The sequence below is a fragment of the Varibaculum vaginae genome, assembly GCF_900604285.1.
Lineage (GTDB): Bacteria > Actinomycetota > Actinomycetes > Actinomycetales > Actinomycetaceae > Varibaculum > Varibaculum vaginae.
Window position 1 is genome coordinate 727,515 of sequence record NZ_UWNY01000001.1, and the last position, 21,792, is coordinate 749,306.

Genomic DNA, 21,792 nt, shown 5'->3' on the forward strand with positions numbered 1-21,792 from the left:
TGTTTATTATCCTGGTGGTTTGCACTGATTAGACTTCATATTCTGAAAAGTTTATCGCTGAGCGTCTTTGTCGTCATCAGGCAGTTTCGCACGACAATCAAGTAGTACTGAGGTATCGGTATCGAAACCAACGCGGCTGGGCACCTCTAGAAAGTAGCGGTGTCGATTACGTAGCGGTAGCGCACCTTAGCGGCTACCACGTTATCCCAGGCCTGATTGATTTGCTCGCCGGAAATAATCTCTACCTGCGGCGCGATATTTTTTTTCGGCACAAAAGTCCAGTACTTCCTGGGTGAGGGCGATACCGCCGATATTGGAGCCGGTCAGCGTTTTTTGCCTGCCCACTAAGTTACCTATGGCGAAGGACTGGCGGTTCTCCGGTAACCCCACAATCCCCACGACGCCTTCGGGTTTTACACAATCTAGCAGCTGATCGATTTCCACTCCGTCCGAAAGGGTCGATACCACCAGGTCAAACTGGGAGTGCATACTTTCCCAAGTCCCGTCCTCGGAAGTGGGGTGTAGCGCAACTGCCCCAAAGCGTTTCGCGTCCTCTTCTTTGGCGCGAGTGCGGGAAATGACGTGGGTTTCGGCTCCCAGGGCGGCGGCAATCTGTACCCCTATATGACCGAGCCCTCCCATGCCTACAATCGCAACTTTTTTGCCCGGGCCGGCTCCTAACCGTTTCAGCGGGGAATATAGGGTCACCCCGGCACACATAATCGGGGCGGCTTTTTCCAGAGGAATCGCGTCCGGTATCCGGCACACATAGTCTTGCTCCACGGTGATCCCGGTGGAATAGCCGCCGGCAGTGGGGATCCCGTCGCGCCCGATGCAGTTATAAGTCCAGATAGTCCCGCCTTCGCCATTACAGAATTGTTCGGTTCCTGCCTGGCAGGCCTCGCATTTGCCGCAGGAATCCACGAAGCAACCGACCCCTACCCGATCCCCGACAGCAAACTTATTTACTTCGGAGCCGATTTTGGTGACGATACCGGCGATTTCATGACCGGGGGTGAGGGGGTAGATGACCGCTCCCCATTCCCCGCGCCCAGTATGAATATCGGAGTGGCAGACCCCGGCGTATTTGATCTCGAAGTAGATTTCCGTGGGCCCCGGCTCGCGTCGCTCGAGGGTGACGGGGTGGAAGGGCGAGGTGGCCGAGTCCATTGCGTAGGCTTTTACCTGGGTCATTGCTGCTCCTTAAAAGAAAAAGTTATCGCTTTCAACCATAGCCCGCTGTCTCGCCTAGTGCAGGAGTGCTACCGTAAAGATTTTGTTACCGCAAAGGCACTCAAGGCTACGGAAGTGCTGTATGAGTGAGGTCATACCTCCGAAAAACATTGCTCAGCTTGGGCTATGACTGTAAGAAGTGTCCGCCGCTCGGGGGGATTACGGTCGTTCGCTCCCGGTTGCTGCTGACTACTTTGGTTGCATCTCAGATGCTTCCCGAGTTCACAGTAATAAAAGATGGTATGGGCAAGGAACTGCGCGCGGTCATGGTTCGCCGCCGTAAACAGCAGTAACTGGTAGGAACAACTAAATAGCAGTTTGGGTCGCCCCTCAAAAAGGGGCGACCCAACTTCTTGATGTCCGCTTTACTCTGCTCCATGTTTTTTGGAGGGGCTAATGCCCATTTTGGGGTGTGGACAGAATATTGGAGAGTGTTTTATAAATGTTTCGTATTCCCGAGAGCAGCGTCGTGAGGTGTTGAGGGCGTATAGACGTACGGGCTCGGTATCTACAATGGATACCGCCGTCTAAGGTAACTCCTTGATAATAACTTTATTGCGCAGTTCCGGTAGTTTCTCCAGGGTAGCGTAATGGAAAACTCTATTTGCCACGATATCGGCAGCTCTAATCAAAGGATCCTTAGCAGAGTCGCGCAAGCAAAAGTTCACCCCACTCAATAAAGGTAGAATCGGGGGATAATACTTATTCCACTGCGCATTATATGTACCGATTCTATACTCAGCCTCTAATGCCTCTCTGAGCTCATAACGACCATCGGTAGCTGTTGTGTGCTCATCCATTCGCACATCAATAACTTCTGAATAGTCCTGGGGAATAACACCTTCGCTTATTTGCGTGACAATAACGTGTTTGAGACCGATTTTAAAAGCATAGTCTAAGTAACGTTGTTTACTCTTCGGATGAGAAAAAATAGATTCAAGAATGCTTTGCTGCCTCACTACAACCGCAAACTTGCACACCTGGTTAAGGGAACGAAAAAGCCTACCTTTATGAGCGTTACTAAGCGTAGATGCTTTTAACTCACCATTTTTTGAGCGGCGAGCATTTTTACCTAAATCTCGTTCAGCTTTTAAATATTTTCTCCCCATGATGTCCCGCTGATCCTTAGAGTAAAGAAGAATACCGCCAAAAACGAAATAGTCATTATGTAAATAATCAAATACGCCCGACTCGTCAGCGTAGACAAAAATACTCACAGTTATATTCTAATAGAGCCACCCCGCTGTGGGGTGGCTCCCCCAAGGCCGGCGACCTTACAGACCGCTTAAACGTAAATTCGGTTCCTTGAGTATACAGCGCACTCTAATGCCTGCATTCATAAATTTAACACCATAACCCCGCTACGCCAAGTAGTAATCTACTCTGTCTTAATTTTGGATAATAATCTGGTATTCATCCGCAGGTACGTCTTAGTAGCTTCCACCTTAATGGGAACAATGTGCAGTTTGCCCGGAGTTGATGCGAGCTAGTCCAAACCTAAAGCACTAAACCCCTCGCCAGAGAAAACTATCGGCGAGGGCATCGGCGGAGGTAGGGGGATTCGAACCCCCGAGGGCTTGCACCCAACCCGCTTTCCAAGCGAGCGCCATAGGCCGCTAGGCGATACCTCCAAGCACAAGTTTGAGTCTACCGAAATGCCCTAGCTAATGTCGATTTAGGAAATGAGTAGTCGAACACAGCCCGCCACGAGTAGGCAACTTTGTGACTATAAAAACCTTATATTTGCCTTAAGGGGAAAGAAGGAATTGTCGTCACCACGGCCTTTAAAGCTGTTTTTCTATTTGCTTCCTAAACCGCACCTGTATTTCCTGCGGGAGAATACTAGCGTCCTCATTTTTTAATCAGTGCTTTCGTCTAATGTCTGCAGCTTTTCCTCTCGCTGTCAGGAAAATGCTGGCTGCATTTGACCTTCCGTTTCCAGATCGTGCCCTCCTAAGTTAAACTAGGGGAGATCCTTCACGCGGCGATATCATTCGAACCTCCCCAGGGCCGGAAGGCAGCAAGGATAAGGGTGCGCTATCGGGTGCGTGAAGGGTCTTTTTTATCCCAATCACTCCGCAGGTACCCCGCCATTGGCCGGGCTTTAGTACAGTAGAGCCGTGAGCATCGCACTTTATCGCCGCTATCGGCCAGACACTTTCCAAGACGTGATTGGGCAAGATCATGTGGTCAAGCCATTGATGGCGGCGCTGCGTTCGGGGCGGATAAGTCATGCATATCTTTTTTCTGGACCACGCGGGTGCGGGAAAACCACCTCAGCGCGAATTATGGCTCGCTGCTTGAACTGCGCTGAAGGCCCCACTGACACTCCTTGTGGCAAATGTGAATCCTGTAAAGATTTAGCGACCGGAGGATCCGGTTCTCTTGATGTAGTAGAAATCGATGCGGCCAGTCACAATGGGGTTGATGATGCTCGGGAGCTGCGGGAGCGGGCAGGCTTTGCGCCGGTCCGTGACCGTTTCAAGATTTTTATATTGGATGAAGCCCATATGGTTACCCAACAGGGATTTAATGCTCTGCTAAAAATCGTGGAAGAACCCCCTGAACACGTTAAGTTCATTTTTGCTACCACCGAACCTGATAAGGTAATCGGCACTATTCGTTCCCGCACCCACCACTATCCTTTCCGTCTGGTTCCGCCAGAGATTATGGAAAAATATATGGCGAAACTCTGCGAGGTGGAAAATATTGATCCAGCTCCCGGGGTGCTGCAACTGGTGATGAGGGCGGGAGCGGGCTCGGTACGTGACTCGCTTTCGGTACTAGACCAGCTAATGGCGGGTGCTGAGGACGGGAAACTGGCCTACGGAACTGCTTCTGCACTGTTGGGATACACCGACAGTTCCATTTTGGAACGCTCGGTCGATGCAGTTATTGACCGCGATGGCGCAGCGTTATTTGAGGTAATCGCGAAAATGATTGAAGGGGGACATGATCCTCGCCGCTACTTGGAAGATTTATTGCTTCGCTTGCGTGACCTGCTGGTACTCTCGGTTTCTTCTCCTGAGGATGCACAGGCAGCCCTGGCAGGTACTCCCGCAGATCAACTAGCAGTTATGCAAACCCAAGCCGCGCGATGGGGAACTGCAGGAATCTCTCGCGCGAGCGACCTTACTAATACCGCCTTGACAGAACTAACCGGAGCAACTGCCCCGCGTCTGCAAGTAGAGTTACTGGCGGCGCGGCTATTACTGCCTCCCGAAAGCCCGGTGGCAGGAGCAGACGGAGGGGGAGCTTCCTCCTCTGGTTCTCTTAGTGGGGCAGAAGCCGCCATGGCCGCCTTACATCGGCCAGCGCGTTCCAATTCTCAAAACCACGTTAGCTCTCCGGGTGCTCAGCACGTTACGCAAAGTGTTAGCGCTCCGCGACCTCCTGCTAATAAAAATTCGGGTATGAGTGCAGCTACAGTAGTGTCTTCGACGAGCGTACCTGCAGCTCCGCGAAATGGCGTGTCGGAACTTGCTGCTCCTCGTCCAAAGGTAACTTCAGATAAGCAAACCACCCCCGCGGTAGCTGCTCCTCTAGCACAGAGCCCGATGAAAAGCAGCCTGCCAAAGGAAGAACAGACATCGGCTGTATCCGCTCCAGAAAACCCGCAGACTGGCGGGGTGGAGCCGGTTGAAAAAGGGGAACAATACTGGCAGATGCTGCAGGCTTGGGGGAAGGTGAGTTTGCGGCTGCAAGAGGTCGATCCACGGCTGTGGTCAACTTGTAATCGCCACTTACAGATTGGTGGGGCACAAGATAATCGACTTACCTTGTTAACCGATAGTCCTCAAACCGTTGACTATTTAAAAAATAAACTGGCGCCCTTAGAAAAATGTCTAGCCGAGGAACTTTCAGAAAGTTGGGAGGTGCAGTTGCTTTCCGGAAGTAATGACGGTTTCGCCCCGGCTCTTAGCGAAGTGCTGTCGCAGGTAAAATTATTGTTGCCATCAGAAAAAGCATCCGAAATTGAAGATGAAGCCCCGCCAGAAGAAGAATTCTATCCTCCGGAACCAGAAGATCTGGGCGATAGCAGCGGGACGGAAAATCCTCCCTTTCCTACTGTGAATGGTGAGTTTCCAGTACCCACAGAAACTGTTGAGGATGTAGCTACTGTAAAAGCTGAAAGCATAGGTGAATCTGGAAAAACAGTTAACCAGTTAGAGGGGCGGGATAGCTCCGTGGCTGGGGATAGCTGGATTATCGACCATGCTGCACCGACTTCAGAGGAAGGAACTCCACAAAATCTTGATGCATTCAGTTCTCGGCTCCGGGAGGCACCCGAAGTCTTGGCGACCCAGCCCAAGGAAGAAATCGCAGCCCCGCGCGGCGGTGAGGACCTGGTTGCTCCGCGTGCAGCAAGTCCGCAAACACCAGTCTCGCTTCCGGTAACGCAGGGAGAGGAAACGCCGGGGGCTTCTCGCGCGGGAAATGAGTCTTTTGCTGCCCCACGTCCTCAAGAAAAGGCTCTTCCAGGGGATGAGATCGCCGTAGAATCCCCTATAGAGCCTCCATTTGAGGAAGACCTGCCGGACTTGTCCGATCCGGATGTTGAGCTCGACGACAGTGGCGGGCGCTGGGGAGTCGAGGTCGCGAAATCTTTGCTTGGTGGCAAGATAGTCGAGACGGTAGCTAACGATTCTGCCAACAACTAGAAAGAGAGCAGCGAAAAACCTATGTATGACGGTGCCCTGCAAGATTTAATTGACGCCCTGGGGCGACTGCCGGGGATTGGTCCAAAATCAGCGCAACGAATTGCTTTTTATGTGCTTTCGCGCCCTAAAGATGAAGCAAAACTTTTGGCACAAGCCTTAGTGGATGCTAAAGAAAAAATTCGATTTTGCAGCCAGTGTGGCAACATTTCCCAAGAGGAACTCTGCGCGATTTGTCGTAATCCTCAGCGAGATCAGGCGGTGATCTGTGTAGTTGAAGAGGCCAAGGATGTGGGAGCAATTGAACGTACCCGTGCTTATCGCGGTTTATATCACGTGTTGGGTGGGGCGATTGATCCAATAAATGGGATTGGTCCGGAACAGTTGCGCTTGCGTGAACTACTAAAACGTCTCAGTGGTGCTACTGTACAAGAAATTATTATTGCTACGAATCCCAATATTGAGGGCGAGGCTACGGCTACCTACCTAACCCGTACGATTTCCTCCCTAGGAGTTAAAGTGACTCGCCTGGCTTCAGGGTTGCCGGTGGGAGGCGACCTGGAATATGCGGATGAAGTTACTTTAGGGCGCGCGCTGGAGGGGCGGCGCCGCGCCAACTAACCGCTAGTTTCTGTAAATAACACCCTGGCATAGGTCCCAGATAGGTGGGTATAAGTAAAACTAAACATGTGTGTTTGCTTACTGACCAGCAAATTTGAGACGCTAAGACTTCAGTGTAGCTATCTGCCTACAATTGTTGAAGATAGTTAGACGAATAGTAGCTTTACAAGGGGAACAAATGGCGCTGATTGTACAAAAGTACGGCGGATCCTCAGTTGCCGATACCCAGTCGTTACAGCGGGTAGCGCGGCGAATTGTGCAAACCCGTCAAGCAGGGCACCAAGTGGTGGTAGTGGTTTCCGCGATGGGGGATACTACCGATGATTTGATTGATATGGCAGCCGAGCTTAATGCTAATGCCCCTGCTCGGGAAATGGATATCTTGCTCTCTGCCGGAGAGCGTATATCTATGTCTTTGCTTTCTATGGCGATATCTGCCCAGGGCGTACCGGCGATGGCGTTTACCGGGGCACAAGCCGGTATTCGTACCGATGCGAAATATGGTAAAGCTCAGATTGTGGGGATGGTTCCGGAAAGAATTGCTCGGGCAATCCGCAAGAATAACGTGGCTATCGTAGCTGGGTTCCAAGGGGTAAATGACGCCGAGGATGTTACAACCCTAGGACGCGGCGGCTCTGACACTACTGCGGTGGCTTTAGCGGCCGCACTGCATGCGGATGTTTGCGAAATCTATACTGATGTAGATGGCTTATTTACAGCGGATCCCCGGCTGGTGCCTACCGCTCGTCGTCTGCACTCTCTTGACTATGAAGAAACTTTAGAACTGGCGGCTAATGGTGCCAAGATTTTACATCTGCGGGCGGTAGAGTTTGCCCGCCGCTACCGGGTGCCGCTGCATGTACGTTCTAGCTTTTCTGATAAAAACGGCACCTGGATTGCCCGGGGTCCAGCTCCGAAATCGTTGCGGGGGGTAGTCCCTGCGGAAGCTCTCGAGGAGGAAAAAGTGGAAGCTCCAATTATTTCTGGTATCGCTCATGACCGTTCCCAGGAAAAGCTGACCGTGGTGGGACTGCCTAACCGTCCTGGCGTGGCTGCGGATCTGTTCACGGCGGTAGCCAAGGCAGGCGCCAATATTGACATGATCGTACAGAACATTTCCGAGGCGCGACCTGGACGGGCGAATATTTCCATCACTATGCCTGCCGAAGATGTTTCGGCGGTACTGGAAGAGCTCCAGCAGGAAAAGAAGGCTTTGGATTTCATTCGTGTTGACCATGACACCAATGTGGGGAAGGTTTCTCTGGTGGGGGCAGGCATGCGTAATAACCCCGGGATTTCCGCGCGTTTCTTCCAAGCGTTATCCGACGAGGGAATCAATGTGGATATCATTTCCACCTCCGAGGTGCGCATCTCCGTACTAATTAATCTGGATCACCTGGATGATGCGGTGCTGGCAATTCATAAAGCCTTTGATTTAGATTCCGAAGAAACTGAAGCTGTGGTCTATGGAGGTACTGGACGATGAATAAACAACTAACTGTAGCCCTAGTAGGCGCCACCGGTCAGGTAGGGCGGGTGATGCGTACCCTGCTAGAGGAAAGAAATTTTCCAGCAGTCAATATTCGCCTGTTTGCAACCGCGCGAAGTGCGGGTACACAGCTTTCTTTTCGTGGACAGCAAATAACCGTCGAGGATGTAGAAGGTGCCAATCTTAACGGTATTGATATTGCCATCTTTTCGGCGGGAGGCGCGGCTTCGCGCACTTACGCTCCTCGTTTCGCCGCTGCCGGGGCAGTAGTAGTAGATAATTCTTCTGCTTGGCGCAAAGACCCCGAGGTTCCCCTGGTGGTTTCGGAAGTAAATCCTGAAGATATTAAGGATCGTCCTAGGGGGATTATCGCCAACCCAAATTGCACCACCATGGCGGCAATGCCCACGGTGAAGGTACTCCATGACCTGTTTGGACTGGAAACTTTGGTGGCCTCCTCTTATCAGGCTGTCTCCGGTTCCGGCAGAGCCGGGGTTAAAGAGCTTTCTTCCCAGCTAGAAGCGAGCGTAGATCGCTGCGAAGAACTCGCTCTCGATGGGGCAGCTATCGATTTTCCGCAGCCTAAAACCTATGTGCGTCCGATTGCGTTTAACGCGGTTCCAGTGGCTGGAAACTTTGTTGATGACGGATCTCATGAAACCGATGAGGAGCAAAAGCTGCGTAATGAGTCACGGCGGATTTTGCATCTTCCCGAGCTTGCAGCCTCTTGTACTTGTGTACGGATCCCGGTGATGACCGCCCACTTGCTTTCGCTAAATGCTCGTTTTACTCGTCCGGTTGATTTAGAGCAGGCGAAAGCGGCATTAGAGCAGGCTGAGGGAGTAGAACTGGTCGACGTTCCGAATCCTTTGGATGCTGCTGGCCGCGATGGTACTTTTACCGGGCGACTGCGCATCGATCAATCAGTTCCTGGTGGGAAAGGACTAGCCTTTATATGTTGCGCTGATAATCTGCGCAAGGGGGCAGCGCTGAACGCCATCCAGATTGCGGAGCTAGTTGCCAGCGAGCTGCTGGCTGGCTAGTTAATTTGCTCTGGTTTTTGGCTGGTAGGCTTCGGCGCTGTTAATTGTAAGTTTCAGCCCGTATCCGGTTTGTAAGTTCCAACAGTCAACTCCGGATCCGGAGGATTGACAGGCATAGGCTCCAGAGGCAGCCGCGGCACCGCTAGCCAGCACTGTTTGCGAGGTTTCCCGATCCTTTACCCCTAGATCTTCAGGAGTTTTGGCACCTGCTGCCCCCAGAGTGAACCTGACGGTTGCCCCCGGATCTTGTCCAATATTTCCGGTAAAGCTAAAGGCAGTACATACCACTTCACTACCGATAGTGCATTTTATGGGGGCGTCAGGCAAAGAGAACTCACTGACTTGGTAGGCGCCGTCAGGTATCCCTTTTGCCTCTCCGGTAGCTCTGGTGGGTGCAGGAGCAATCTGGCGTCCCTCAGTTTTAACATCTAGCTGTGCTCCCGCGTTATTTTTGCCATCTTTTCCGTCTTTGGCAGTTGAGTTTCCGTTTTTGTTGTTTATTCCCCCGTTTTCTTGGGCATCGGGAATCCCGTTATTGTTGCGATCCTTATTTAGGTCAGAATCCCCGAAAATACGCGCAATTACCCCGCTCTTCCCATACCAACTCTTGGAACCGTCACCTCCGGTAAGACGGTCAGCTAGGTTTCCCCCAATCGAAAGTACCAGTCCAATAAGTATCGCTAAAATAATCACGAAAAGTTTGCTTTTCTTGGAAGCGGTTTTTTCTTCTTGGGGGGAGAACTCATCCAAATCTGCTTCATCAGCTAGCTTGAGTTTTTCCGCGTTGGTTTTTTGAGCAGCAGTGGATTCTGGAGAGAAGTAAGTGTTTCCCGAGGTTACTGCGGGTGATTTCATTTGTGGGGAGGAATCCGTAGGCTCGGGACTAGCTTTGTCCCCGGCTACGTTGATTTGCTGATTTGAATTTACAGCCGCTAATTCCTGAGTCTGTCCGGTTGTCGGTATGCGACGCGAGGGGGCGGCCAGGTTAGGAGGTAAAGCTATTTCAGGTGCTGTCTGCGCAGTTTGGGGACTTTTGGGGAGAGAAGGGGCTGTCTCCTTGGTGTCGATGGAAGTTGGCAGAGCTTTACGGCGGGCGTCCCGATCAATTCGGTTTTGGCGACGTTGCAAAGCGGCGGCTATTTCGGGATCAGAAAATTCACTTAACCATTCCAGTAATGCCGGATAGGTGGAGGGGTTTTCGGCAATTAGCGGACGTAAGGAGGGGTGATTTTGGGCTAGGAACTGCAACTCTTCCAGCGGCGTCGCAGGATCGCTTGCCCGCTCGACCGGGTCAGTGCTCATAGCGCCTCCTTTAGTTGCCCTCTAGAGATTATAGATGACTGAGAGGTGAAAATAGTTTTCTCCCCGTCGTAGCTCTGAATGTAAGAAAAGGTGGCTAAATCTTTGCTGGGAAATAGGATATGGCGTGGGAGAAAAGTCCTGTTTGCCTAGAAAAAGTCAAAAAGGGGTTTAGCTGGCGCGGTGAATGGGGCAGGCTGAAATTGCCATTCCGTCTTCGCCGCGTGCAGAAAAGGGATTTTCGTCCATGTCTAATGGACGTCCCAGAAAACGTTTCGCATTGGGTAGGGGGGCGATTTTATGATCTGCCCCCAAGGAGCGCAATACATATGCTTGTATGCAGTGAATCAAATATTCGCGACGCATCGGGTCTTTGGGTAAGGATCTGCCCGCCAGAGAGGCGTTAACCATAGAGATAGCGATCGGTAGATTTTGAGGAGGGAGCGTACCCTCGTTAATTGCTCTCCGGAGGATCTGACGTAAAATATTTTCTACGATATGTGCGTGTTGACGCAGTTCAGAACCGGTTTCATGTGATACTTGTCGGCGCAAATCCAGTCCGGGGGCTAGGTGGTAGGAGGATCCTAGGTTGAGCTGTTCGCGGATATAGATCCGCAGCATTTTTATTGGGGAGCTCACTCCCTCTAAGGCGTGGTTTAAGCGTAGTGAATATTGGCCGGTTTCATAGGTGATAAATGCCAGTAGTAGCGCTTCCTTGTCCTGGAAGTGATTGTAGACTGCAGTGCGTCCCACTCCGGCTGCTTCTGCGATTTTCGCCATGGTTAGTGACTCAAAAGTACTGGTCTGCATGAGGCGCGAAAGTGCGTCAAAAAGTTGCTGGCGGGTTTTTTTGCGATGTTCTTCCAGTGTTTCCCCGATAATCCTAGGCATAGGGGCATTCTTTCATTTGGTGACACTTTTAGTCTAGTCGTCTTGAAAAAATCGGGAGAGGAGGGGGTGGAATCTTTTTGGGAATAGTGATCAATCGGGGGAGTCAGGGAAACTTTTTGTGCCGTCGCTTCCGCTGCGGCTAGGGCTGCCGGAATTTGGATTGAAGATTTTTGGGGGTATTTGAATAGGTGAACCTATCTTATCTATGGGGAAAAATTTTTCTGAACCTTTAATGGGGTAGCGGTAAAAATGCCGTGAACAGTAGATTTAGTTAAGTTTGTGTTGATTTGCATACTTGACAGGAGGGGGTGAATTAATTAAATTCAGGTTTGCCTTAGCTAAAGGATTATAGGTTTTGACTAAATTAATTCGCGGAGTGGAGACAATATGCTGGGCGCTTTACTAATTGCGTTACGTGAAGGTTTGGAGGCTGTCTTAATAGTTTCCATTCTTTATGCCTATGTAAAGAAAGTTGAGCGTGAAGACGTCCTACCGAAACTATGGCTGGGGATAGCGGTGGGAGCGGTCGTGCCCATGAGTGTAGGTGCCTACTTGGTCTGGGGAACCTATACCCTTACTACTCAGGCACAAGAAGCCTTGGGGGGATTTCTTTCTTTGTTTGCAGTCGGCCTCATCACCTGGATGATTTTTTGGATGGCTGAACATTCCGCAGAAATGACCGCCCGGATGCAATCCCAAGTTAAACAAGCCCTTGCAAAGGGTAGTGGAGCCGGTTGGTCATTGTTTGTAATTGCCCTGATTACCGTGGGGCGAGAAGGGCTAGAAACCGCAATTTTCATTTGGCCAATGCTGAAAAATGCTAGTGATAACGAGAACGGTACCAGCCTAGTCATGGGGATGCTGCTGGGAATAGCCATTGCTATCGCACTGGGATATCTAATCTACCGAGGGGTTGCCCGCATTAACTTGCGAATATTTTTCGAGGTAACCGGTTATTTGTTGATCTTTGTAGCCGCCGGGGTTTGCTCTTACGGTTTCCACGATTTACAAGAAGCCGGGGTTATCCCCATGACTGCCCCACTTTTTGATATCACCGCTAATATTCCCACCCTGGTTTATAACGGTGGCCTCTACGACTTACTGGTAGCTATTTTCCAATTCTCGCCCAGCCCCACGTCCCTACAGTTCTTTAGCTGGTTGATTTACCTGGTGGTAGTAGCAACGTTGTTCTATTTTTACAACCGCAACAAAAAACTTGCTCTGGCAGCAAAACCGTCACCGAAAGAAGAGTCTGCAACCATCAGAGAATCCGCAAGTCGCGTGGAAAATAATAATCAGGTTTCGAGCGTGGCAGATCAGAGCACGGGAGTAGGGGCAGTAGATAACAAGACCAAAACGTCAGTTGAAGTAGGCTGAACGTTTTTCCCGGGGGCGCGCTCGCGTCCTCGACGCAAAAATGCACATTTAAGGAGACAATTAATGCATATGCGTAAAATTGCCGTTGCCTTCGTAGGTGCGGCGCTGGCAGTTACCATGACTGGTTGTGTAAAGAACGACAACAGTGCTGCTGGGGAGGGTTCTGCTGGCAGCACTAAACCCATCGAGGTGAAAATCGCTGACGACAAGTGCGAACTGTCTACGAACACCGCACCATCAGGCACCATTAAGTTCTCTCTAAATAACGAGGGTCCGGCTCGTAACGAGTTTGAAGTGTTAGCTAAAGACAAACTGCAGATTATGGGCGAAATGGAGAACCTGGCCGCTGGGGATAAACGGGACTTTACCGTGCAGCTAGAAGAAGGAACCTACTACACCGCCTGCAAGAAGAATATGGTGGGATCACTAGTGGGATTAAAAGAATTCAAAGTAACCAAGGGCGAAGGTATTAAGATCAGCGCTGATGAAAAGAAGTTACATCAGGAAGCGGTCGCTCAATACACCGCTTATGTAAAGGATCAGGCTGGTCAGTTGGTAGCGGTCACCCAAGAGTTTGTTGATGCTTACAAGGCGGGGGATAACGAAAAAGCTAAGAAGCTCTATCCGCTGGCGCGTATGCACTATGAACGCATCGAGCCCACTGCTGAGTCCTTCGGTGATTTGGATCCGAAGTTGGATGAGCGGGAAGCTGACTATCAGCAGGCCGACGATGCTGACGGCCGGGAATGGACTGGTTGGCATCGTTTAGAAAAAGATCTTTGGACCGATGACAAACTATCTGCTGCCGATCGCACCAAGTTTGCGGATCTACTGATGAAAGACACCCAGGATCTACATAAAGCGGTTTACGCTGCTGATTTCAAGCTTAAGCTAGATGATATTTCCAATGGTGCTATTGGTTTGCTAGAAGAGGTAGCCACTACCAAGATTACGGGTGAGGAAGAGATTTTCTCGCACACTGACCTCTATGATTTCCAAGCTAACTTGGAAGGTGCCCGGGTGGCTTACGGCAACGTTCAGGCCTTAGCTCAGAAGAAAGATCCGGAGTTGGCGAAGAAGATTGATGCCAAAATGAAGGATCTGGAAAACACTATTGCCTCTTATAATCGGGCTAGCGGTGATAACCAGTGGGATTTCCCGCCCTACACCGATATTGCGACTGTAGCCATCGGTTTAGAGAAAACTCCTGAGAAGTACACCAAGAAGCAGAAAGAGCTCTCCGATAAGGTAAATGCTCTGCGTGGTCCTTTGGCGAAGCTGACGGAATCTATCCTGAAATAAGGTGAATATTCATTGAGTAAAGACTCTGTTAAGCATCACTCCGAGGAGGTAACCGAAGAAGTTGCCTCCTCGGGGGAAACCCCAGAAGAAACTGCTTCTACCCGCGGGATTTCCCGGCGCAACGTCCTGATCGGTGGCGGCATTGCTGCGTTAGCCGGTATAGGTATCGGGGGGATGGGCGGCTTTGCCTACGGTAAATCCAAAGGTGAGGCCGCTGGGGAAGCGGCTGCTGATGTGATGAAGATTTCCTATCCTTTCAGGGGTAAACATCAGCCAGGAATTCTTACGCCTCAACAGCAGCAGATGATGATGGCGGCTTATGACCTGACCACTGAAAGCCGAGAATTGGTTATTCAATTGCTTAAAGACTGGTCATTGGCAGCCGAACGCATGATGGCGGGTAATCCGGTAAATGATCCGAAAGTATCCAAGCTGGCACCCCCGGATGATACGGGAGAAGCATATGATCTAGGTCCGGGCGCCCTCACAATCACCATTGGTTTTGGGGAAAGTTTCTTCCTGAAAGATGGGAAGGATCGCCTGGGGATTGCCGATAGGATGCCCAAGCCTTTAAAGGGCGGGATTCCGCGGATGGCGGCAGAGAAACTGGATCCGGATCAGTGCTACGGGGACATTGTGGTGCAGGCGTGTTCGGAAGATCCCATGATTTCTATGCATGCCATTCATAACCTCAGCCGGCTGGCGTTCGGTACCGCTACGGTTCGCTGGACGCAACTGGGATACGGGCGTACATCCTCTACCTCTACCGGACAGAAAACTCCTCGCAACCTCTTCGGTTTTAAGGATGGAACTTCTAATATTAAAAAGGAAGATTCTGACGCGGAACTAAATAAGCATCTGTGGATTCAGCCCGGTGATCCGGGCGGGAAATATTTCGCAGGGGGCAGCTATCTGTGTACCCGTAAAATCAAGCAGATGATGGAAGTTTGGGACGAGCTGGTCTTGCAAGAGCAAGAAGATACCATCGGTCGCGACAAACTAGAGGGAGCCCCGCAATCTGGGGGTACCGAGTTCACCGATCCTGACTTTGAAAAAAAGGGAGAAGACGGGGAACCCCTGATTCCTTTGGATTCGCACTTAGCGATGGTGCATCCCGATCATAACGGGGGAGCCCGGATGCTCAGACGTGGATACAACTATATGGAGGGTACTGACAGTTTGGGGCGGCTAGAAGGTGGGTTGATGTTCATCGCCTATGTTCGTAACCCGCAAACCAACTTCATACCTATCCTGAAGAGGATGTCTGGGGACGCCATGACCGAATATTTGCAGCATATTTCCACCAGTATGTGGGTAATGCCGCCCGGTCTGGGGCAGGGAGAAGACTATGTGGGGCAAAAACTCTTTGAAGCCTAAAGGCTTATCCCTGGAAAAATAGGTTTCCAGATAAAGCGGAAAACTAAAGCGGGTCTTGCTGATTATCTTCAGCAAGACCCGCAACTTTTTGTGCTGTCAGGGGTAGCCAAATGAACCCTTCTTATCGCCTTTAGAGGTCGGAAAAACATCTTAATCGCTCTTGTGATCCTGCAAAGTTCAAGGCGCAGCCTCAAAATGGGGTTCTCCTTAAGTTTTGAGATTAAGGAAATACAGTTATTTTGGGACGGTATATCGGGTGATAAAACTGATAGCTTTATATAAGGAGGTTCCCTTGACTAATTTGCTGCTGGCACTGATTTACCTGGCTTTTGTTAGCTTGGGGTTGCCTGACGCTTTGTTGGGTTCAGCCTGGCCAGCAATTTATTCGGATTTTATGGTACCAGTTTCCTACGCCGGGATGGTCTCGGTGATTATTTCCCTGGGAACCGTTGCCTCCTCGTTACTATCAGATCGTTTGATTTCCTGGTTAGGCACCGGAAAAATTACAGTCATTTCGGTGGCGCTAACTGCGGTAGCTATCTTAGGCTTCGGCTTAGCTCCCAATTTTTGGATGCTTTGTATATGCGCGATTCCCTATGGATTGGGAGCGGGCAGCATCGATGTGGCATTAAATAACTATGTAGCGCTACATTTCCGAAGTTCCCATATGAATTGGTTGCACTGTTCCTGGGGGATTGGTGCTACCATCGGTCCTTATATTATGGGCGCGGCGCTTGCAGGGGGAACTACTTGGAGAGGTGGCTACTGGTATGCCGCCTGTATACAGCTGGGAATAACCGCAATATTGTTCCTAAGCTTGCCATTGTGGAAACGTAACGAGTTAACCGACTCGGCCGCTGTCTGCATTGACCATCCTGACCAGATAGTGGAGAATTCTGAATCTGTAACTGCCCAGGAAATAGCGGAGCCGAAAGATCAGTCTACGCAACCACGATATCTGAAGCTTTCCGAAGTGGTGCAGATTCCGGGAGTGAAAGCTATGATGGTTTGCTTCTTCTGTTATTCCGCAGTGGAACACACTATCGGGCTGTGGGCAGCAACATACTTGCGGTTGTTTAAAAATATGGATGCGGCGGAAGCTGCTGCATTTGCCAGCATGGTGTTTTTAGGGATCACCCTGGGGCGTGCGATTAGCGGTTTTTTGGCTATGTGGTACTCAGACCAACAGATGATCCGTTGGGGAATAATGCTGACAGGTTTGGGGCTAATAATTATGATAATTCCTGGGCCAGCCTCATTGGCAGTGTGCGGGATAATGACGGTTGGGCTTGGGTGTTCCCCTATTTACCCGGCAATGATTCATTCCACCCCGCAGATTTTTGGGAGGGAGCGCTCGCGGGCAATTACTGGAGTACAAATGTCCTGTTTCTTTGTGGGAGTCCTTATCATGCCGCCGTTGTTTGGTGTAGTGGCTGATCATTTATCAGTGGGGTTGCTGCCAGTATATTTGAGTATAGCTTTGGGGTTAATGGCGTTTTTGCAGTATCGTCTGGGGCGAATTGCCAGTGTTTAAAACGCTCTAGAAACCATATTCTGCTTCCCGAGGTTAGCACCCCGCAGCCCTGACTGATTGATGATAGCGCTTTAGAGGGATCGGTTTAGTGGAAGCTAGGATCGCGCTTGTAAACCTTGGCTACCTCTACCTGATTAGGGGCATAGGCTCCTACCTTGCTTACGGTGATTCCCGAGGTGACAGTTGCCCGGTATAGAGCGCCCTGGATGTCGCTAAGGCGGGCATTCTGTAACCGCTGCTTGGCCTCTGCAGAGCCTAGCAGCCCCGCATCCAGAAGCCCGGAAATCAGTCCTGCCATGAAGGAATCTCCGGCTCCCACAGTATCTTTAACCTGGGTGTTTAGGGGGTCAACCGCCAGCATATCCCGGTCGTTGGCGCAGAGGGCGTAGGAAGCCCACGGTCCACGGGTTGCGACAACTAGGCCTGGGCCCATAGCTTTCCATTTGTGTAGCACCGACTCTAGGGGAGTGTCCTTGCCATAAAGCCAAGCGATATCCTCATCGCTGGCTTTGACCACATCGGCTAGGCTGATGAGTTTCTCAATTTTCGGACGCACCTGTTCGGGGGTGCCCATCAAGGAGGGACGCACATTGGGGTCATAACTGATAGTTCCCTGAATTGCCATGGCCTCCACCGCTTCAAGTACAGCAGACGCACCAGGTGTCAAAGTGGCAGCGAAACTACCGGTATGTAGGTGGCTGATGCTATCGATCTCCGGTAGGGGTGGGACTTGCCATTCCAAATCGAAAGTGTACGTTGCTTGTCCATGATTATCGATCTGGGCGTTAGCAATTGGGGTTTTCTGAGCGTTATTACTACCAGATATTACGTGAACTCCTGCGGAAACTAACTTTTCTTCTAGGGTCTTACCACGCTCGTCTTTGCCCCACCAGGAAGCCAGGGAGGTGGGGTGGCCTAAACTAGCTACTCCGCAAGCCACGTTAAAAACGCTGCCCCCAACTTTTTCTTCGATGTTTCCTGCCCGTTTAATAACGTCAATCAGGGCTTCTCCTAGGCAAAGTACGGGACGCTCAGTTGATTTCATATCGGTCATGACAATTACTCCCCACCTAGTTTCTTTGGCGTCACTTCCAGGAAAATCCCTTTAGATTCCGGCATGACTTTGAGTGCCCACAGCAGCTGGCTACACAAACACAAAAAGAATGATGGTTGTGAGCAGCTAGCAACTATTCTAAGCACGGTGATCCCGGTAACCTAACAAGTTACCGGGATCACCGTTAGCAATCATATGGACTAGGTAGCAGGGGTTTAGCTCGGATGGCTACTTTTGCAATTCGTCAGTGGTAACCATGAAGCCTTCTACGGGCAGCTGGCTGCGGACAATCAATAGATTGTTGGTGTCTGCAGGAAGGGTATATTCCCAAGTTGCCTCCGCCGGTTTATCTGTTCCGCAGGCCACTTTGGTTAGCTGTCCCTTTCGATCGAAACTGCTTTCATCGCTGTCCGGAGCAATCCACACTTCGATGGTGGTTGGTTTTACCGTCTGACAATAGAAACCAATTTTAAATTTATTCCCAGCTTTCCAATCGCCATTGTGGTTTAGATATAGGTTGTAACTCTTGATTTTATCTTTGCTAAAGTTCGCGAAAGTCGGGTCAATGTCAAATGTCTGAATTCCTTTTTTCGCGGCAAATTCTTTACCTTTTTCCTTCCACTTTTTCGCTAAAGCTTCCGCATCATCCACCTTTACCTCTTGCTGTTTTTCCTCCGGCTTTAGCACATTCTCGGTGGTGGAAATCAGCCCGATTTTCTGTTCGGGGGCTTTACTTTCCGCGCTGGCTTTCTTTTCCTTTCCGCTTCCGCTACCGTCGCCACAAGCAGACAAGCCAATAGCTAGGGCTAATGCACCCATTAAGGCAAGTAGTTTTTTCATGGTGGTCCCCTCTCCGTTGTTAGGCATGGAGCTCCCTCGCCCCACTTACCTCCACGCTAGAAAGGTATTTAGCAGATGTAATCACCCAAAAGATTGAAAAGCCTGCACTTTTAAAGTAACAAGCAGGAATTTGCTTATGAATACCCAAAAGGGTGAAAACTCCGGGAAAGCGGAAATCGCTTTCACCGGGCTTCCTGGATCGGGTAGGTTCTCTACCTGAAGGGAAGATGTTACTAGGAAGCAGTCGGGAGCAAAGTTATGCGCGTTTCTTGATACGGGCGCGCGCCAGTCCGGTCAGCAACACCACAAGGAACAAGAATCCGTCGGTAAATGCCATCATTGCTGAGGTCGCAAGGTTGAAATACCAAGCGGTAAAAAATCCGATAATGGCGCTGATTATCGAGATGATCAAAGTAAAAGCAAATACTTTCGGGAGCGAATTAGATAGTAAAATCGCAGTTGCCGCGGGTGTTACTAATAGGGCGATCACTAAAATGGCGCCTGCGGTGGAAAAGGCCACCACGATAGTTAATGCCACTAGGATCATGAATAAAGTTTCCACCGTGCGGATGGGGAACCCGATAACTTGGGCTGATTCCCGATCGAAGGTAACTAACTGCATTACCTTATAGGTAAGCAGCAAAAACAGTGCGTTTGCTACAAAAATTATCAGCAGCATCCACATTGCTCGCGGACCAAAATCATAATCACCGATTATTAGCCTTTCAGTATCTAAGGCCAGCAGGTTTAGGTCGCCGGTAAGTACTGTGTCTTCGCAAATATGTACATGTGCAAGCGCAGTCGACAGTAAGATAACTCCGCCCGAAAACAAGAGGGGGAAGATAACTCCTTGACTGGCGTCCTTAGGTAGTAAACCGGTGGATTGTAAATAGTTGGCTCCCAAAACCACTATCAGCCCAAAACCAGCAGCTAGAACCACCATTATTGGCGAATAAGTAGATCCAGAAAGTAGCGCCCCGAGTACGATTCCAGGCAGAACCGCGTGGCTCATCGCATCTACCAGCATGGATTGGCGTCGCAGTACCAAGAAGGTACCGGGTAGGGCGCAAGTTACGGAGGTCGTAATTGCCAGTAATAAGGCCGCAAATACAAAACTCATTTCAGGTTATCCTCGGGGTCTAGCTGGTATTTGGGGTTGAGTGCTCCCACAGGCTGTGGAACTTGGGGAAAGGCGGTGTCTCCCGTTTTCTCGTCCTCTGTCGAGGAATAAAACTGCAACCCAGTGTGCGTATTTTCAGCTATTACCGCCGGAGCTTTTGGCTGATCTTTCAGGGAAATAGCTTGGGTGGGGGAGTTGGAATCTGCCTGCTTTTGCTGCAAATTTCGGATATGACGGCGACGACGGTAACGGTAGGCCAGTAAAGAGCGGTGCGGGGAAAAAACTAGAGAAATAGCTAAAACCAGGGACAAGATAACCACGATTACCGGTCCGGTCGGTACCTTCCCGATGGATACTGCCAGGTAAGAGCCAAAACCGCCACTAAGCGCACCGATTGCTCCTGCCAGTAGGAATAAAACCGGTAGGTGATCAGTCCACTGCCGCGCGGCAGCTGCGGGGATAATCGCAAAAGCAACCATTAATACTACCCCTACAGATTTCACCCCGATCACGATACCTACGGTGGTACACAAGGTTACGATCGCGATCAAAAGGTTACCGGAAAAACCGGCTGCCTGGGCGCCTATGGGGTCGAAAGCGAAGAGTGTGATTTCCTTCCAGAAAACCATGACGATCAACAGTGCGGTAAAACCAAGAATGGCGACAGTGAACACATCGATTTGGCGCATAGTAGCCGCATTCCCGAATAGGTATTGTGCAATCCCCGAACGGCCTGAGAAGTGAGAAAAGGACAATAGCCTTAAGGCAACCATGCCGCCGCCGTAATAGATGGCTAGAGAAATCGCCATTGCGGCCTCTACTCCTACTTTGGATTTCTCTGCAATCAGGTTGGTAGTGGCCACAGCCAGCAACCCGGAAACGGTGGCTCCGATAGTCAAAATCAGGATTGATTGCCCATCTGCGCCTAATAATGAGGCAATTACGAACGCCCCAACGATTCCGGCAATGGAACTATGGCCGATAACGTCAGAAACCAGAGATTGTTTACGCACATAAAGTAGGGATCCCAGGGTTCCGGCGAAGAAACCTACCAGGATTGCTCCGGCGGTCATTACTCGAAAACTGTAGGTTCCCCAAAAGTCGCTTAGAGAGATTAATTCCTGAGGGAGGAGGCTAGAGAAACTGGTGAGGGCGAGATTCATGCCAGTGCTCCATCGATTCCGTAGGCGTGAGAGATGTTTTTAGAGGTGAAGGCCTCATCTAGAGATCCGGAGGCTACCAGGTTTCCTTCACGAAGCAGTAATACTGAGGAACAAAAATCTCTTACAGTAGCCAAATCATGGTGTACTAGTAACACGGTTTTTCCTGAGTGAGCTAGGGAGCGTAGTACCTGTAGAATCGTCTTTTCTGACTTCATGTCAACCCCGGCGAAAGGCTCATCCATAACCAATAAATCGGCATTGGCCGCTAGGGCGCGTGCCACGAAGGTGCGTTGTTTTTGTCCCCCGGAAAGCTCAGATATTTGGCGGTTTGCTAAATCGAAGATATCTAGTTTCTCCATAGCGGCTTGCGCAGCTTGATGTTGTTTTTTCCCCGGGCGGCGTAGCCAGCCTAAGCGAGTGTAGGTTCCCATCAGAACCACGTCTTTTACCCGTGCTGGAAAATCCCAATCAATTGAGGCCGACTGGGGCATGTAGGCAATCCGTTTACGTACTCGGCTTAGGTTTTCCCCAAAAAATTCCGTTTCCCCGCTGACCCGGGGGATCAGTTCCAGCATCGCTTTAATCAAAGTTGATTTTCCAGCTCCATTAGGGCCAAGAATTGCCATGATTTCTCCGTTGGGCACGGTAAAACTTACCCCGGAGAGAGCGAGACGGTCACGATAAGCGGCGCTGATATTTTCCACCACACACGGGGGCGTAGGAGTGGGTGAATCTGCGTTCTGCTGGCGAGACGCTTCTAGGGAAGAAGTATTTTTGAAATTCATGGAGTT

17 protein-coding genes, 1 tRNA gene, 1 other RNA gene and 1 pseudogene are annotated in these 21,792 nt (G+C 50.5%); 10 read left to right on the forward strand and 10 right to left on the reverse strand.

Features of this window, described 5'->3' with window-relative positions; translation table 11 throughout:
- Nucleotides 1-146: 146 nt before the first annotated feature.
- A pseudogene (locus tag EFB02_RS03125) lies at nucleotides 147-1,194 on the reverse strand (NAD(P)-dependent alcohol dehydrogenase).
- Nucleotides 1,195-1,319: 125 nt separating this feature from the next.
- Between EFB02_RS03125 and EFB02_RS08660 the strand changes: the two are divergent.
- Nucleotides 1,320-1,526 carry a hypothetical protein gene (locus tag EFB02_RS08660; RefSeq protein WP_147471020.1) on the forward strand — a complete coding sequence of 69 codons (207 nt, stop codon included), beginning with the start codon at nucleotides 1,320-1,322 and terminating at the stop codon, nucleotides 1,524-1,526.
- 234 nt (nucleotides 1,527-1,760) lie between these two features.
- On the opposite strand, the gene EFB02_RS03130 is transcribed toward EFB02_RS08660, so the two are convergent.
- The gene (locus EFB02_RS03130) at nucleotides 1,761-2,450 is read right to left on the reverse strand and encodes a DUF3800 domain-containing protein (RefSeq protein ID WP_122820140.1); all 690 of its coding nucleotides are present in this window, start codon (nucleotides 2,448-2,450) and stop codon (nucleotides 1,761-1,763) included.
- A gap of 329 nt (nucleotides 2,451-2,779) precedes the next feature.
- Nucleotides 2,780-2,864, reverse strand: a tRNA-Ser gene (locus EFB02_RS03135).
- A gap of 337 nt (nucleotides 2,865-3,201) precedes the next feature.
- On the opposite strand from EFB02_RS03135, the gene ffs reads away from it, so the two are divergent.
- The 5 genes from ffs to EFB02_RS03160 all read left to right on the forward strand — a co-directional run bounded on the left by ffs (nucleotide 3,202) and on the right by EFB02_RS03160 (nucleotide 9,044).
- Nucleotides 3,202-3,297: signal recognition particle sRNA small type (gene ffs / locus EFB02_RS03140), an RNA gene on the forward strand.
- A 56-nt stretch (nucleotides 3,298-3,353) separates the two neighbouring features.
- The gene (locus tag EFB02_RS03145) at nucleotides 3,354-5,894 is read left to right on the forward strand and encodes a DNA polymerase III subunit gamma and tau (RefSeq protein ID WP_122820141.1); all 2,541 of its coding nucleotides are present in this window, start codon (nucleotides 3,354-3,356) and stop codon (nucleotides 5,892-5,894) included.
- Nucleotides 5,895-5,915: 21 nt separating this feature from the next.
- Nucleotides 5,916-6,512 carry a recombination mediator RecR gene (recR, locus tag EFB02_RS03150; protein WP_122820142.1) on the forward strand — a complete coding sequence of 199 codons (597 nt, stop codon included), beginning with the start codon at nucleotides 5,916-5,918 and terminating at the stop codon, nucleotides 6,510-6,512.
- Between the two features lie 178 nt (nucleotides 6,513-6,690).
- On the forward strand, nucleotides 6,691-7,998 hold the full coding sequence (locus EFB02_RS03155; RefSeq protein ID WP_122820143.1) for an aspartate kinase: 1,308 nt from the start codon (nucleotides 6,691-6,693) through the stop codon (nucleotides 7,996-7,998).
- Nucleotides 7,995-9,044, forward strand: a complete 1,050-nt coding sequence (locus EFB02_RS03160; RefSeq protein WP_122820144.1) for an aspartate-semialdehyde dehydrogenase — start codon at nucleotides 7,995-7,997, stop codon at nucleotides 9,042-9,044. The genes EFB02_RS03155 and EFB02_RS03160 overlap by 4 nt, the downstream gene beginning before the upstream one ends.
- Here EFB02_RS03160 and EFB02_RS03165 read toward each other — a convergent pair whose 3' ends face one another.
- Both EFB02_RS03165 and EFB02_RS03170 read right to left on the reverse strand, forming a co-directional pair.
- The gene (locus tag EFB02_RS03165; RefSeq protein WP_122820145.1) at nucleotides 9,045-10,346 is read right to left on the reverse strand and encodes a variant leucine-rich repeat-containing protein; all 1,302 of its coding nucleotides are present in this window, start codon (nucleotides 10,344-10,346) and stop codon (nucleotides 9,045-9,047) included.
- Between the two features lie 168 nt (nucleotides 10,347-10,514).
- Entirely contained in the window at nucleotides 10,515-11,234 is a 720-nt protein-coding gene (locus EFB02_RS03170; RefSeq protein WP_122820146.1) for a TetR/AcrR family transcriptional regulator, read from the reverse strand.
- 387 nt (nucleotides 11,235-11,621) lie between these two features.
- Between EFB02_RS03170 and efeU the strand changes: the two genes are divergently transcribed.
- The 4 genes from efeU to EFB02_RS03190 all read left to right on the forward strand — a co-directional run bounded on the left by efeU (nucleotide 11,622) and on the right by EFB02_RS03190 (nucleotide 16,824).
- Nucleotides 11,622-12,611 (forward strand): iron uptake transporter permease EfeU, encoded by a 990-nt coding sequence (gene efeU / locus EFB02_RS03175; RefSeq protein WP_122820147.1) that lies wholly within the window; start codon nucleotides 11,622-11,624, stop codon nucleotides 12,609-12,611.
- A 63-nt stretch (nucleotides 12,612-12,674) separates the two neighbouring features.
- Complete coding sequence (efeO, locus tag EFB02_RS03180; protein ID WP_234992711.1) at nucleotides 12,675-13,913, forward strand: iron uptake system protein EfeO; 1,239 nt, start codon at nucleotides 12,675-12,677, stop codon at nucleotides 13,911-13,913.
- 12 nt (nucleotides 13,914-13,925) lie between these two features.
- A complete protein-coding gene (gene efeB, locus EFB02_RS03185; RefSeq protein ID WP_200831531.1) occupies nucleotides 13,926-15,290 on the forward strand; it encodes an iron uptake transporter deferrochelatase/peroxidase subunit in 1,365 nt (454 codons plus the stop codon).
- A gap of 292 nt (nucleotides 15,291-15,582) precedes the next feature.
- A complete protein-coding gene (locus EFB02_RS03190) occupies nucleotides 15,583-16,824 on the forward strand; it encodes an MFS transporter (protein WP_122820637.1) in 1,242 nt (413 codons plus the stop codon).
- An 85-nt stretch (nucleotides 16,825-16,909) separates the two neighbouring features.
- On the opposite strand, the gene EFB02_RS03195 is transcribed toward EFB02_RS03190, so the two are convergent.
- From EFB02_RS03195 to EFB02_RS03215, 5 genes are all read right to left on the reverse strand, one after another.
- Complete coding sequence (locus EFB02_RS03195) at nucleotides 16,910-17,878, reverse strand: carbohydrate kinase family protein (RefSeq protein ID WP_438947130.1); 969 nt, start codon at nucleotides 17,876-17,878, stop codon at nucleotides 16,910-16,912.
- A gap of 228 nt (nucleotides 17,879-18,106) precedes the next feature.
- Nucleotides 18,107-18,745, reverse strand: a complete 639-nt coding sequence (locus tag EFB02_RS03200) for a hypothetical protein (protein WP_122820148.1) — start codon at nucleotides 18,743-18,745, stop codon at nucleotides 18,107-18,109.
- 229 nt (nucleotides 18,746-18,974) lie between these two features.
- Entirely contained in the window at nucleotides 18,975-19,838 is an 864-nt protein-coding gene (locus tag EFB02_RS03205; RefSeq protein WP_122820149.1) for a metal ABC transporter permease, read from the reverse strand.
- The gene (locus tag EFB02_RS03210) at nucleotides 19,835-21,001 is read right to left on the reverse strand and encodes a metal ABC transporter permease (RefSeq protein WP_122820150.1); all 1,167 of its coding nucleotides are present in this window, start codon (nucleotides 20,999-21,001) and stop codon (nucleotides 19,835-19,837) included. Before EFB02_RS03210 ends, EFB02_RS03205 begins: the two co-directional genes overlap by 4 nt.
- Entirely contained in the window at nucleotides 20,998-21,786 is a 789-nt protein-coding gene (locus EFB02_RS03215; protein WP_122820151.1) for a metal ABC transporter ATP-binding protein, read from the reverse strand. The genes EFB02_RS03210 and EFB02_RS03215 overlap by 4 nt, the downstream gene beginning before the upstream one ends.
- Nucleotides 21,787-21,792: the final 6 nt, after the last annotated feature.